The organism is Curtobacterium sp. B18 (assembly GCF_000333375.1).
Taxonomy (GTDB): Bacteria; Actinomycetota; Actinomycetes; order Actinomycetales; family Microbacteriaceae; genus Curtobacterium.
This window is the reverse complement of sequence record NZ_BACZ01000110.1, coordinates 1-12,617: the sequence shown is the minus strand read 5'-3', so window position 1 is coordinate 12,617 and position 12,617 is coordinate 1. Positions and strand designations below refer to the sequence as shown.

At 72.4% G+C, this 12,617-nt stretch carries 14 protein-coding genes; 7 read left to right on the top strand and 7 right to left on the bottom strand.

The features are described 5' to 3' along the window. Positions 1-34 precede the first annotated feature (34 nt). The 5 genes from I5E_RS03020 (at position 35) to I5E_RS03000 (ending at position 5,848) form a co-directional block, all read left to right on the top strand. On the top strand, positions 35-1,171 hold the full coding sequence (locus tag I5E_RS03020; RefSeq protein ID WP_148286836.1) for a CPBP family intramembrane glutamic endopeptidase: 1,137 nt from the start codon (positions 35-37) through the stop codon (positions 1,169-1,171). Between the two features lie 9 nt (positions 1,172-1,180). After that, positions 1,181-3,028, top strand: a complete 1,848-nt coding sequence (gene recQ / locus I5E_RS03015) for a DNA helicase RecQ (protein WP_022905685.1) — start codon at positions 1,181-1,183, stop codon at positions 3,026-3,028. 79 nt (positions 3,029-3,107) lie between these two features. Then, positions 3,108-3,848: a lysophospholipid acyltransferase family protein gene (locus tag I5E_RS03010; protein ID WP_022905684.1), complete on the top strand. Its 741-nt coding sequence runs from the start codon at positions 3,108-3,110 to the stop codon at positions 3,846-3,848. 449 nt (positions 3,849-4,297) lie between these two features. After that, positions 4,298-4,939 carry a M23 family metallopeptidase gene (locus tag I5E_RS22510; RefSeq protein WP_222836443.1) on the top strand — a complete coding sequence of 214 codons (642 nt, stop codon included), beginning with the start codon at positions 4,298-4,300 and terminating at the stop codon, positions 4,937-4,939. A 60-nt stretch (positions 4,940-4,999) separates the two neighbouring features. Further along, a complete protein-coding gene (locus I5E_RS03000; RefSeq protein WP_022905682.1) occupies positions 5,000-5,848 on the top strand; it encodes an NAD(P)-dependent oxidoreductase in 849 nt (282 codons plus the stop codon). Here the strand turns inward: I5E_RS03000 and I5E_RS02995 are convergent. Both I5E_RS02995 and I5E_RS02990 read right to left on the bottom strand, forming a co-directional pair. Next, positions 5,845-6,081 carry a hypothetical protein gene (locus I5E_RS02995; RefSeq protein WP_022905681.1) on the bottom strand — a complete coding sequence of 79 codons (237 nt, stop codon included), beginning with the start codon at positions 6,079-6,081 and terminating at the stop codon, positions 5,845-5,847. The two genes, I5E_RS03000 and I5E_RS02995, sit on opposite strands and share 4 nt — an antisense overlap. A gap of 9 nt (positions 6,082-6,090) precedes the next feature. Further along, positions 6,091-6,627, bottom strand: a complete 537-nt coding sequence (locus tag I5E_RS02990; protein WP_042723537.1) for a MarR family winged helix-turn-helix transcriptional regulator — start codon at positions 6,625-6,627, stop codon at positions 6,091-6,093. Positions 6,628-6,804: 177 nt separating this feature from the next. Between I5E_RS02990 and I5E_RS02985 the strand changes: the two genes are divergently transcribed. After that, entirely contained in the window at positions 6,805-7,701 is an 897-nt protein-coding gene (locus I5E_RS02985; RefSeq protein WP_022905679.1) for an alpha-E domain-containing protein, read from the top strand. Positions 7,702-8,012: 311 nt separating this feature from the next. Here I5E_RS02985 and I5E_RS02980 read toward each other — a convergent pair whose 3' ends face one another. Both I5E_RS02980 and I5E_RS02975 read right to left on the bottom strand, forming a co-directional pair. Then, positions 8,013-9,350 (bottom strand): MFS transporter, encoded by a 1,338-nt coding sequence (locus tag I5E_RS02980; protein ID WP_049973428.1) that lies wholly within the window; start codon positions 9,348-9,350, stop codon positions 8,013-8,015. A gap of 5 nt (positions 9,351-9,355) precedes the next feature. Further along, the gene (locus tag I5E_RS02975; RefSeq protein ID WP_022905677.1) at positions 9,356-9,766 is read right to left on the bottom strand and encodes a MarR family winged helix-turn-helix transcriptional regulator; all 411 of its coding nucleotides are present in this window, start codon (positions 9,764-9,766) and stop codon (positions 9,356-9,358) included. Positions 9,767-9,861: 95 nt separating this feature from the next. Between I5E_RS02975 and I5E_RS02970 the strand changes: the two genes are divergently transcribed. Then, on the top strand, positions 9,862-10,614 hold the full coding sequence (locus I5E_RS02970) for an SDR family NAD(P)-dependent oxidoreductase (RefSeq protein WP_022905676.1): 753 nt from the start codon (positions 9,862-9,864) through the stop codon (positions 10,612-10,614). A 209-nt stretch (positions 10,615-10,823) separates the two neighbouring features. Here I5E_RS02970 and I5E_RS02965 read toward each other — a convergent pair whose 3' ends face one another. The 3 genes from I5E_RS02965 to I5E_RS02955 form a co-directional block, all read right to left on the bottom strand. Then, positions 10,824-11,768, bottom strand: coding sequence for an acetamidase/formamidase family protein (locus tag I5E_RS02965; RefSeq protein ID WP_022905675.1), 945 nt, complete (start codon positions 11,766-11,768; stop codon positions 10,824-10,826). A gap of 33 nt (positions 11,769-11,801) precedes the next feature. After that, complete coding sequence (locus tag I5E_RS02960; RefSeq protein WP_022905674.1) at positions 11,802-12,071, bottom strand: hypothetical protein; 270 nt, start codon at positions 12,069-12,071, stop codon at positions 11,802-11,804. Positions 12,072-12,082: 11 nt separating this feature from the next. Further along, the coding region (locus I5E_RS02955; protein ID WP_031261287.1) for an inorganic phosphate transporter at positions 12,083-12,617 on the bottom strand (535 nt) is incomplete at its 5' end.

Sequence of the window (12,617 nt, the reverse complement as noted above, 5' to 3'; positions counted from 1 at the left end):
TCCCATCCTGCCCCGCCCCGGTACCCTGCGTGACGTGAGCGTTCCCTACCACCGCCTGCCCCGCGTCGACGCACGCTGGAGGTGGTGGCGCCCACTGGTGGCCATCGCGTTCCTGGCGGGCTGGTACGTCGCCTCGCAGGTCCTGATCACCATCGCCTACTTCGTGCCGATCGCGGCGACGAAGGGCGAATCGGGCCTGACCGGGCTGCTCGACACCCTGCAGGACGGCGCGCTCGACCCCACCGACCCGGTGGTGCTCTCGCTGACCCTGGTCTCGCTCGTGGTCCTCTTGCCGGGGATCCTGCTCGCGGTGAAGATCGCGCGCATCGGGCCGGCGGGCATCCTCACGTCCACGCGCTTCCGGGTGCGGTGGGGCTGGACCGCGTGGTGCATGCTCCCGACACTCGTGATCGCGGTCGCGATGTTCATCGCGCAGACCGGGCTGTTCTCGGCCGACGGCATGTTCACCACCGACGGCGGGCTCGGGTGGAACCACGCCGTGATCGGCCAGTCGACCGTGTCCCTCGGCACGCTGACCCTCACGATCGTGCTCGTCCTCGTGCTCGTCCCCTTCCAGGGCGCGGCAGAGGAGTACATCTTCCGTGGCTTCCTCATGCAGACCATCGGCTCGTGGATCCCGGCGCGCATCGGCACGGTGCTCGCGGTGGCGGTCTCGACGGTCGTCTTCGCGCTGCTGCACATCCCGAACGGCTACAACGTCTGGGGCATCCTCGACGTCGGCTCGTTCGGGCTCGTCGCCGCGATCATTGTGCTGCGCACCGGCGGGCTCGAGGCCACCGTCCTGCAGCACGCCTTCAACAACATCATGATCTTCGTGCTGCAGGCACCGGGCTGGTCGCGGATCGACCTCACGTCGCAGGATGCGAACGGCACGATCGGTGGCTGGCTCGTGACGCTCGGGACCTCGCTCGCGTACTGGGGCATGATCGAGCTCCTCGCGTGGTGGCGGAAGCTCGACCGGCGGTTCGCCGGGGCGCCCGCTCCCCGCTTCCGCGGTCCGGTGCCGGTCTGGGCCGGTGGCGCGCGCTGGTTCCGTCCAGGAGGCGCGGGCTGGGCGGCCGCGCCGGCCGGGCCCGACGACGTGGCCGGGCCCGACGAGGAGTCGGCGCAGCCTGTGGACAGTGCGGTGGGTGTCTCCGGTCGCCCGTAGGCTCGTCGCATGAGCACCACGCCCGCGCCCGCTGCCGTGTCCGCGTCGCGTGCCGCCGCGCTCGACGTGCTGCACCGGGTGTGGGGGTACGACGACTTCCGGGGCGAACAGGCGTCGATCATCGACCAGGTCGTCTCCGGCGGCGACGCGCTCGTCCTCATGCCGACCGGCGGTGGCAAGTCCCTCTGCTACCAGGTGCCCGCGCTCGTGCGGGACGGCGTCGGTGTCGTCGTCTCGCCGCTCATCGCGCTCATGCAGGACCAGGTCGACGCCCTCGCGGCGAACGGCGTCCGGGCCGCGTTCCTCAACTCGACGCAGGGACCGGACGAGCGAGCCCGGGTCGAGCGGGCCGTCGTCTCGGGTGAGGTCGACATGCTCTACCTCGCGCCGGAGCGACTCCGGCTCGAGTCCACCCGGGCGCTGCTCGACCGCGCCCGCATCGCCCTCTTCGCGATCGACGAGGCGCACTGCGTCGCCCAGTGGGGCCACGACTTCCGGCCCGACTACCTCGAGCTCAGCGTCCTGCACGAACGCTGGCCGACCGTCCCGCGAATCGCCCTCACCGCGACCGCGACCCCGCAGACCCACCGCGAGATCTCCGCGCGGCTCGGCCTCGACGACGCCGCGCACTTCGTCGCCGACTTCGACCGGCCGAACATCCAGTACCGCATCGAACCGAAGACCGGGGCCCTCCAGCAGCTCCTCACCTTCATCCGCACCGAGCACAGCGGTGACGCCGGCATCGTGTACTGCCTGTCCCGCAACTCGGTCGAGCGCACGGCCGCCGCGCTGTCCGAGCAGGGGATCCCGGCGCTGCCGTACCACGCCGGACTCGACGCCAAGGTGCGTGAACGGAACCAGTCCGCCTTCCTGCGCGAGGACGGCATCGTCATGGTCGCCACCATCGCGTTCGGCATGGGCATCGACAAGCCGGACGTCCGGTTCGTGGCGCACCTCGACCTGCCGAAGTCGGTCGAGGGGTACTACCAGGAGACCGGTCGCGCCGGGCGTGACGGGCTCCCCTCGACCGCATGGCTCGCCTACGGCCTGAACGACGTCGTCCAGCAGCGGCGGATGATCGACCAGTCCGAGGGCGACGCCGCGCACCGTCGGCAGCTCAGCGCGCACCTCGACGCCATGCTCGCCCTGTGCGAGACCATCGAGTGCCGACGCGTCCGGTTGCTCGCGTACTTCGGGCAGGAGTCCACCGCGTGCGGCAACTGCGACACGTGCATCGCCCCGCCCGAGTCGTGGGACGGCACCGTGCCGGCCCAGAAGTTCCTGTCCACCGTGGTCCGGCTCGACCGTGAACGCGGGCAGCGCTACGGCGTCTCGCACCTCGTCGACATCCTCGTCGGCAAGCAGTCGCCGCGCGTGCAGGAACTGCGGCACGAGTCCCTCGCCACCTTCGGCATCGGCAGCGACCTGGGCGAGGCCGAGTGGCGGGCCGTCGCACGACAGCTTCTCGCGCAGGGGTACGCGGCGGTGTCCGGCGACGGGTTCGGCACGGTCGTCCTGAGCCCGACGAGCGCCGACGTCCTCGCCGGCCGGGTCGAGGTCCGGATGCGGCGTGACCCCGTCAAGGCTCCGCGGGCGTCCCGGAACCGTCGCGCCGTCGTGACCGACATGCCGCAGGAGGCCCTCGGCCTGTTCGAGGCGCTGCGTGCCTGGCGTGCTGCGCAGGCGCGCGAACAGGGCGTGCCGGCGTACGTGGTGTTCAACGACGCGACGCTGCGGGGGATCGCGGCCGTGAAGCCGGCCGACGAAGACCAGCTGTCCGAGATCTCCGGCGTGGGCGGCGCGAAGCTCGAGCGGTACGGTCGTGCGGTGCTCGACGTGGTCGCCCGAGCGGAGTAGCGGTGACACATTCCGAGGTGGGCATGTGATCGGGGTTGCGATCACTACACTCGGAGACTCCCGTCACGAGGAGGTACGTGTGTCCGGTTCGTCGAAGTACACGACGCTGAGCCGTGCCTTCGTGGCACCGCTCGCGCGCCTGGTGTGGCGACCGCGGGTCATCGGCCGGAAGAACGTGCCGAAGCACGGTCCGGTGATCCTCGCGAGCAACCACCGCTCCTTCATCGACTCGCCGACCATCGGGCTGCTGGCCCCGCGCAAGGTGTTCTTCCTCGCGAAGAAGGAGTACTTCACGGGCACGGGCTTCCGCGGTGCTGTGTCCCGCGGGTTCTTCGAGGGCATCGGTGCCATCGGCGTGGAGCGCGGTGCGGGTTCGGCGGCGCAGCACGCCCTCGACCTCGGGCTCGAGCGACTCGAGGCGGGCGAGGCCTTCGCGATCTACCCCGAGGGCACCCGGTCGCTCGACGGCCGGCTGTACCGCGGGCGCACCGGTGTGGCGTGGCTGGCGTTGACGAGCGGTGCTCCCGTCGTCCCCGTCGCCCTCACCGGCACCCAGGACGTCCAGCCCGTCGGGTCCCGCGTCCCGAAGCTCGCCAGGGTCACGATCGAGTTCGGCGCCCCGATCGACCTCTCCGGGTTCGGCGATGCATCGTCCGGCCGTGCGCGTCGGCACGCGACCGACGCGGTGATGGCGGCGATCCAGGAGCTCAGCGGCCAGGAGCCCGCGAACGCCTACAACAACCCGCCTGCGACGATCGTCGAACGGGTCCGGCAGGTCCTTCGTCGCGACGACCCGACGGACTCGGTCGAACCGGACTAGCTCCATCACCCAGGACGTAGTGTTGCACATCTGAAATACCGGTGGTTCAATGGAAGGGTGCCGAGGGGCACGCTCCGACCGCATCCCGACCGAGAACGGGGTGCCCGACCACCTGATCGGCAGGCCAGCAGCATGTCCTCCACCCCGCTCGTCCACTCCGTCGCCTGCGCCTGTGCCCGCGCCGACGCCGTCCACGTCTGACCGTGCCCGTGTCGATGCCGTCGTCCACGACGTCCCACCCGTTGCCACTGCGCCCGCGCGGTGCCGCTCGCCGCGCGTCGCTCGCCCCCGTGACCGCTCGTCCGGCCACGCACCCGACCACCGGGGCGGCGGTGCACCGTCCTGCCGCCCCGGTCTCCACCCGTGTTCGCCGGTCCGGTCGCCGGTCGGCGCACCGAGCGCGGCCCGTCACCCGTTCGATCGCGCTGCCGTCGCGTCCTCGACGTGCCGTGCCCCTCACCGCGATCGCCGTCGCGACCTGCCTGGTCGTCACCGTCGCGACGCCGCAGACCGCCGTGGCCCGGGCGGCCGTCGGTGTGACGTCGTCCGCCGTGGTGCTCGACGCACAGGAGTACACGACCTCGGCGACCGAGGCCGTCCGCGCCGAGCGGGACGGCTTCGCGATCGGGCGGGTGCCGGAACGGGCTCCGGCGTCGGGCTCGGCGTCCGATCGGCCGGCCAGCACCGCGGTGGCACGGCCCGTCGTCGGGACGATCCCGGTGGCGGGCGGCTTCGGCACCCGGTCGGTCAGTGGGTGCGGGGCCTGCTCGACGAACCACCGCGGGCTCGACTTCGCGGCGCGCGAAGGGACCGCGGTCGTCGCGGCGATGTCCGGCCGCGTGGTCGCCGCCGGGCCCCTCGGCGGGTACGGCAACCAGGTCCTGCTGCAGCACCCGGACGGATCCGAGACCCGGTACGGGCACCTGTCGCAGATCGGTGTCCGGGTCGGGCAGGCCGTCACGGCGGGCGAGCGCATCGGCGCCGTCGGGAACACCGGCGTCTCGACCGGGGCGCACCTGCACTTCGAGGTCCTCCGCGGCGGGGTGGCGATCGACCCGGCGATGTGGCTGGGGGATCGCGGACTGCTCTGACCTGCGGCGCGTAGCGTCGGACCCGCTGCCGCACGGTGCGGCGCAGGGACGGAGACGCGCGTGCGGGTGAGTGTGCTGGGGACCGGGGCGATGGGTGCCGGGGTGGCGGGGTCGCTGCTCCGCGAGGGCCACGCGGTGACCGTGTGGAACCGGAGTGCCGACAAGGCCGCTCCACTGGGGGACCGGGGTGCGACCGTCGCGGACGAGCCGGGTGCCGCCGTGGCCGAAGCGGAGGTCGTGCTCCTCACGCTCTTCGACACCGACGCGGTGGTGGACGTCCTCGAGGCAGCCGCGGGCGAGGCGCCGACCGACGCCGTGTGGGTGCAGTGCTCCACGATCGGGGTCGCCGGCACCGAGACCGTCGTCCAGCTCGCCGGCAAGTACGGGATCACGCTCGTCGAGGCCATGATGCTCGGCACGAAGGCGCCGGCGGAGCAGGGCACCCTGACGATGCTCGCCGCCGGACCCGCCGACGTGCTCGAGCGCATCGACCCGGTCCTCGACGCCATCGGTGCGAAGACCGTCCGCGCCGGCGACCACGTCGGGGCGGGGACGGCGCTCAAGCTCGCGGCGAACGCCTGGATCGCGTCGATCACGGCGGCCACGGGGCAGTCCCTCGCGCTCGCACGGTCGCTCGGCCTGGACCCGGCGCTCTTCCTCGAGGCGATCGACGGCAGCGCCAGCGACTCCGTCTACGCCCACACGAAGGGGAAGTCGATCATCGACCGGTCGTTCCCGGCGCAGTTCGCCCTCGACGGCCTGCGGAAGGACATCGGGCTCATCACCGACGCCGCACGTGCCACCGGGGTGTCGACGGTCGTGCTGGACGCTCTCGGACGGGTCTACGCGGATGCCAGTGCCGCGGGCCACGGCGGCGACGACATCGCGGCGGTCGGCACGGCCTTCTAGCGGCGTCCGTCGCGACCGAGGAACCGTCGGAGCGCGTTCGTCACACGCCCGACGGCCTCGTCGTTCATGGTGTTCGCGAGGTCGAACGCCTCACGCGCGGGGTCGGCCCCGGCCCGGATCCGACGGAGTGCCGCGTCCGCCCGGGCTCGGGCGTCGAGCTCGGCGAGGGGCATGTCGTCCTCGGGGTCGTGCGGCGCGGGCACCGCACTGCCACCGGTGCCCGTGTCTGCCATGGCAGCAGGCTACGCGGACCGGCTGATCCCGCGGTCGTGGTCGCGGACGTCCACGTCGACCTCGTCCACGACGCGGACCATCTCGTCGAGGAACGACACGATGACGGCCATGTCGTCGGTCGACAGGTGTTCCGCCGCCTCGACCGCGCGGGAGTCGAGCTGGTCGATCACCTGCAGCACCTGGCGCATGGATCCGCCCGACGCGGTGAGGATGACGCCGCGGCGGTCGTTCGGGTCGGCGTGGCGTTCGACGTGGCCGCTGCGGACGAGTCGGTCCACGAGGGCCGACGTCGAAGCAGGGGTGATGTCGAGGCGCTCGGCGAGGTCCTTCGCGTTGACCGTCCGGCCGGCTTCCTCGGCGTCGATGAGTGCGCGGAGGGCGAGCAGGGCGTTCTCACCGATGCCCAGTGCCTCGCGCGCACGGCGTTGCGCAGCACTCTCGGCGCTGCGGTACCTGCGGAGTGCGTTCAGCACATCCACCGCGTCGACCCGGGAATCCTCGCCGTACCAGAACCCCGCGGCGCTCGTCGTCACCTCGGTACTCATGAACACAATGCTAGACGCTCTAGTTAGATTGTCTAGCGAGTGCGGGGACCGGATCGGTCGGGACGGTCCTTCAATGACCCCTCCGAGCGTCCCTGGCGGACCCGCAACACCCGTGACGCGGCGACGAAACACCCTCGCAATCCCCGGTCAGTAGGTTCACGGCATGCAGGAGCCGACGTGCTGAGCCGACTCGCGGGGAGCGTGTTCCACGTCGGGAGCGCCGTGGAACGCGCCGAGGTCGTCGCACGCATGCTCGACGTGTACGTCGCCCGTGGTGAACCGGCCGGCGTCGACCAGGACCGGGTGGTCGCGGCCGAGCTCCGATCGGTCGTCGGAGCCGCGGGCCCGGCGAACGACCCCGACCGTGCCGCGACGATCGACTCCCTCGCGCTCGACCGCCACGAGCCAGCGTCCATCGCGTCCGCCGTCGCGGTCGCCCGGGACAACGCGCGCCGTGCCCGCGAGGTCGTCTCCACCGAACTGTGGGACTGCCTCAACGTCACGCGGTCCCGGATGCCCCGCAAGGTCGGTCCCGAGCGCGCCCACGAGTTCCTCGCCTGGGTCCGGGAGCGGAGCGCCCTCGCGATCGGGGTCGTCGAGGCGGATGCGAGCCACGACGAGGTCTGGGAGTTCTTCACCCTCGGACGGGCGCTGCAGCGGTGCTCGGTGACGGCGCGGTTGCTGGCGTCGGCCCTGCTCGACCCCGAGTCTGGCCCGTCGTGGACGACTGCACTGCGAGCGTGCGGCGCCGGTGAGGCGTTCCAGCGCGGTCGCGACCACCACTCGCCCGGACCGGACGACGCGGCGGCCTTCCTGCTCCTCGACGAGCACAGTCCCAGGTCGCTCCGCTTCCTCGCGCGGCGTGCCGACGAGTGCCTGGCCGACGTCGCCCCGTCGTGCATCGCCGACGAGGTGCGTGCCTTCGCAGACACCCGGGCGGGACTCGAGTCGGTGTCGGGCGACGCCGCCGTGCTCGCGGCGCGGGCCGCGGGGGAGCGGCTCGCCGCGGCGGCCGACCGGGTGGTGCAGGCCCTCGACGAACGTGTCTTCGCCGCGCCCGCAGCCGCTCGCTGAGCAGCGCCCGCGGCCGCTCGCTGAGCAGCGCCCGCGGCCGCTCGCTGAGCCGCGCCCGCAGCCGCCCGCTGAGTGGGCACGACACGCCGCGACAGCCCGCCCGACGACCGGGCAGGACACGCCGCGGGGTTCCGCCGAGCGCGCGGAATCGGCCGCTCCGCAGCGCCGAGCGTGACTTTTTCCGCCCGCTCGGGCAGGCGAGACCCGCGCGGGCAGGCGGGATCCGCGCGGGGCGGGCGAGGCCCGGCGCAGGGCGGACGGGAGGCGCGGGGCGGGCTGGACCCGCGCCTCCTGGCCGTCAGGCGGTCACGTCAGACGGCGCTGGACCGGTCGGCGACCGCCTCGTCGCGTTCCAGGTCCTGCCGGAGCGCCGCGCGCGACGCGCGGGTCCCGACGACCGGCATCGCGTGCGTGATCGCCAGGTGCAGTCGTGTGTCCGCGTCGTACCGCACCCGGAACCGTTCGTACCGGATGAGCCAGACCAGCGCGATCGCCAGGGCCACGAACCCCGAGGCCGCGCCGACGGCGATGGCCCACCGGGGACCCCAGGCATCGGCGACGGCTCCGACGATCGGGGCGCCGATGGGGGTACCGCCCGCGAAGATCGCCATGTAGAGCGCCATCACGCGGCCGCGCATCGCGGGCTTCGTGGTGGTCTGCACCAGGGCGTTCGCGGTCGTCATGAACGTCAGCGACGCGAGTCCGACGAACACCAGCACGATCGCGAACGACCAGTACGTCGGTGCGACGGCCGCCGCGACGCACGCCAGTCCGAACCCGGCGGAGGCGATCACGAGCGTGCGCATCCGCGGGCGGTCCCGGCGTGCCGAGAGCAGGGCGCCGGCCACCGAGCCGATCGCCATCACCGAGTTGAGCAGGCCGAACTCGCCGGCCCCCTTGTGGAACTCGACGCGGGCCATCGTCGAGGTGAAGATCGGGAAGTTCACGCCGAAGGTGCCGACGACGAAGATCATGCAGAGCACGACGATGATGTCGGGTCGGGTGCGGACGTACCGGAAGCCCGCGAGGATCTGTCCCTTGCCTCGTTTCGCCCGGATCCGTTCGGCGAGCTGCGCCGGGTCGACGAAGCGCAGCGCGATGAGGACGGCCAGGAACGAGCCGGCGTTGATGACGAACACCCAGCCGGAGCCGATCGCCGCGATGAGCACACCGGCGACCGCGGGGCCGATGAGCCGGGCGGCGTTGAACGACGCGGAGTTGAGCGCCACGGCGTTGGCGACGTGTTCGCCCTGCACGACGTCGGACACGAAGGCCTGGCGGATCGGGGTGTCGAACGCGGCGACGATGCCGAGCGCGAGCGCGAACCCGTACAACGACCAGAGCGTGGCGGTGTCGGTGAGCACCATGATGCCGAGCCCCAGGCCGAGAGCGCCCATCAGCCCCTGCGTGAGCATGAGCATCTTCCGCCGGTCGAACCGGTCGGCGGCGAGTCCGGTGAGCGGGAGGAGCAGGAGCTGCGGACCGAACTGCAGCGCCATGGTGATGCCGACGGCGATGGCGTCGTTGTCGGACAGCTTCGTCAGGACGATCCAGTCCTGGGCGGTGCGCTGCATCCAGGTGCCGACGTTGGACACCAGGGCGCCGGCGAACCAGATGCGGTAGTTGCGGGCGGACAGGGAGCGGAACATGGCGGTCACTGCTGGGCCAGCCTCCTCATGATCTCGGTGGCGTCGGCCAGGGTGCGTCGTTCGGCCTCGGTGAGCTCGGCGAGCCTCGGGGTGAGCCAGCCGTCCCGACGACGCCGGGTCTCCTCGACGAACGCGGCGCCGGCACCGGTCGCGCCGAGCAGGACCTTGCGGCGGTCGTCGCCGTGGTCGCCCTTCGAGACGAGGCCGCGCTCGACGAGGACGGCGATCGTCTTCGTCATCGACGGCGGGGTGACGCCGTCCTGCCGACTGAGTTCGGCGAGGGTCATCGGGCCGTCGCGGTGCAGTCGAGCGAGCGCGGAGAACTGGGCATCGCTGACGGTGGTGTCGGCCTTCTGCGCGCGGAGCGTGCGGGAGAGGCGGTTCACCGCGATGCGGAGGTCGGTGGCGTCGGTCACAGGTCGTTAGCCTAGCAAATTAGTTCAGCGAACGAACTGGTTTCCCGGGTGTATCGTGCTGATGACCAACAGGTGTTGTCGAGAGAGAAGGAATCATGTCCGAGTTCGAGGGCAAGGTCGCCATCGTCACCGGTGGCGGCAGCGGCATCGGTGCGGCCATCGCGAAGGAGCTCGCCGCGGCGGGCGCGTCGGTCGTCGTCACCGACATCCGGCTCGACGCCGCACAGCGGGTCGTGACGTCGATCGAGCAGGCCGGCGGGACGGCGAGCGCGTTCGAGGCCAACTCCGCCGTCGCGGCCGACGACGAGCGCATGGTGCAGTTCGCCGTGGACACGTACGGCGCGCTGCACCTCGCCGTGAACAACGCCGGCATCGGCGCCGCACCGCAGCCCATCGGCGAGTACGACGTCGCCGCGTGGGACCGCGTGCGTGCGGTGGACCTCGACGGGGTCTTCTACGGCCTCCGCTACGAGATCCCGGCGATGCTCGCCTCCGGCGGTGGCGCGATCGTGAACATGGCGTCGGTGCTCGGGTCGGTCGGCATCGCGCAGAACGCCGCGTACGTCGCGTCGAAGCACGCGCTCGTCGGGCTCACGAAGGTGGCAGCCCTCGAGTACACGGCGCACGGTGTCCGCACGAACGCGGTCGGCCCCGGCTTCATCGACACCCCGCTCGTGCGCGCGTCGCTCTCGCCGGAGGAGCTCAGCGCCCTCGAGGCCGGGCACGCCGCGAAGCGACTCGGCACCGACAGCGAGGTCGCCGCCCTGGTGCTGTTCCTGCTGAGCGACAAGGCGTCCTTCATCAGCGGCAGCTACCACCTGGTCGACGGCGGCTACAGCGCCCACTGACCGCCCCGCGGGCGCCCCGGCGCGCGCCGGCGCCCGCCGGCGCCCGGCGTGCCCTGGTGTACCTGCCCGAAACGGGCGTACCTGGTCGGAACTTCCGACCAGGTACGCCCGTTCCTGCTTCCCAGCGCGGGCGCCATGGGAAGGAACCGCCGACGGGAGGCGCGGCGTGGGCGAGCGGATCTGCGGACCCGAGCCGCGCCTCCTGTCCGTCAGCGGGGTGCGCCCGACGGCAGGATCGCGTCGTGGGGGAGCAGCGCGTGCACACCCCACGTGCGGTTCGCGACCTGCGTCACCCGCATGCTGACCGCCACGCTCGCCATGGCGAGCGCCTCGGCGCGGCCGATGCCGTGGAGTCCGGCGATCCAGTCGACCATCCGGTCGAGGGCGGTGGTCGTCGCGGTGTTGAGGTCCGCGTCGAAGCCGAGGGTGACCCGGCCGGCCGGTGTGTCGGCGTGCACGCCGGCGACGGGTGCCGCGTCGAGCAGCGAGAGCGTCATCGTGGTCGTCATGCCGCACTCGACCGCGGTGCCGGAGACCTCGCCGTCACCCTGGGCGGCGTGGCCGTCGCCGACGAAGAGGAGGGCGTCCGGCACCGTCACGGGCAGGTAGAGGGTGGAACCGGCGACGAGTTCGCGGCAGTCGACGTTGCCGCCGCCGGCCTCGCGGGGTGGGATCGTCGAGTGCTCGCCGGTGGGCTCCGGCGGGAGACCGACGACCCCGAGGAACGGTGCGGTGCGCACGCCGAGGCCGAGCTGGTTCACCGCCGTGCCGGCCGCCGGGTCGATGTCCCAGAGCAGCGGTCCGCGTGCCGCCGGGTCGGTCAGGCCGAGCGCCCGGTTCACCGGGGTGTCGACGCCGCCGGAGCCGGTGTACCCCCAGTCGTCCGGCACGAGCGCGTCGAACCGCACGGCCAGGACCGCCCCCGGCTGTGCCCCCGCGACGGCGATCGGGCCCACCAGGCAGTGCCCCCGGCGCGGGTCGACGAGGGTCGGGGCCTCGACCCCCGGGGCCGACTGGCGCTCGGTGTAGCCCGCGGCGCTCAGCGTCCGGACGGTCACGGTGTCGCCCGGTGCGACGGTCAGGACCGGGCGTCGCTCGGCGGTGAGGACGTCGATCGCGGTGTCGACGGTGGCGTCGAGGTGGTGGTGGGTCACCGATCGATCATCGCAGGCGGTTCGCGGCGTCGGTCAGTGGAACTGCGGGATGGTCAGCCAGATGCCCAGGAGGACCGCGGCGACGCACACGGCGAAGCACAGCACGGCTCCCGCCAGGGCGACCGGGGGGGTGTGCCCGGACCGCGGGGTCTCCTCGGAGTACCGGGTGCGCTCGCCGCCGGCGTCGACCGGCTGGCCGAGGCCGAGCAGCCGCAGACCGAGCGTGTAGACGAGCACGATGCCCACCGCGGCCACGAACCCGACGCCGGCGACCAGGCCGATGCTCGTGAAGTCGATCTCCATCGTCGTGCCCCTCAGTTCGTCGCGCCGGCCGGCTGCGGCTCGGCCCGGTCGGTGGGTCCGGTCGATCCGGCCGCGACGTCGTCGCGGGAGATCGGCTTGCGCTTGGCGAGGAAGAAGAAGGTCAGCCCGCCGGCCAGGGCGAGCACCGCGACCAGGACGAGCCCGATGGTCGACGTCGACGCGACCCAGGTGGCGAGGGCGCCGACGACCGCGGCCGCGGGCAGCGTGATCACCCACGCCACGACGATGCGACCGACGACCGACCAGTGCACGTCGGCGAGCTTCTTGCCGAGGCCCGAGCCGATCACCGAGCCACTCGTGACGTGGGTGGTCGAGAGCGCGAAACCGAGGTGCGACGACACGAGGATCGTCGCCGCCGAGCTGGTCTCCGCCGCGAAGCCCTGCGGCGACTGCACGTCGGAGATCTTCTTGCCGACGGTCTGCATGATCCGCCAGCCGCCCATGTAGGTGCCGAGGCCGATCGCCAGGCCGCACGCCAGGATCACCCGGAGTGCCGGTCCGGTCCCGGCGGACGGTAGTCGCGCG

Bases quoted from the DNA above. Each gene is read 5' to 3' on its own strand.
- I5E_RS02990 (WP_042723537.1), bottom strand. From the start codon at position 6,627: ATGAGTACCGAGGTGACGACGAGCGCCGCGGGGTTCTGGTACGGCGAG.
- I5E_RS02960 (WP_022905674.1), bottom strand. From the start codon at position 12,071: ATGGAGATCGACTTCACGAGCATCGGCCTGGTCGCCGGCGTCGGGTTC.
- I5E_RS02970 (WP_022905676.1), top strand. From the start codon at position 9,862: ATGTCCGAGTTCGAGGGCAAGGTCGCCATCGTCACCGGTGGCGGCAGC.
- I5E_RS02995 (WP_022905681.1), bottom strand. From the start codon at position 6,081: ATGGCAGACACGGGCACCGGTGGCAGTGCGGTGCCCGCGCCGCACGAC.
- recQ (WP_022905685.1), top strand. From the start codon at position 1,181: ATGAGCACCACGCCCGCGCCCGCTGCCGTGTCCGCGTCGCGTGCCGCC.
- I5E_RS02980 (WP_049973428.1), bottom strand. From the start codon at position 9,350: ATGTTCCGCTCCCTGTCCGCCCGCAACTACCGCATCTGGTTCGCCGGC.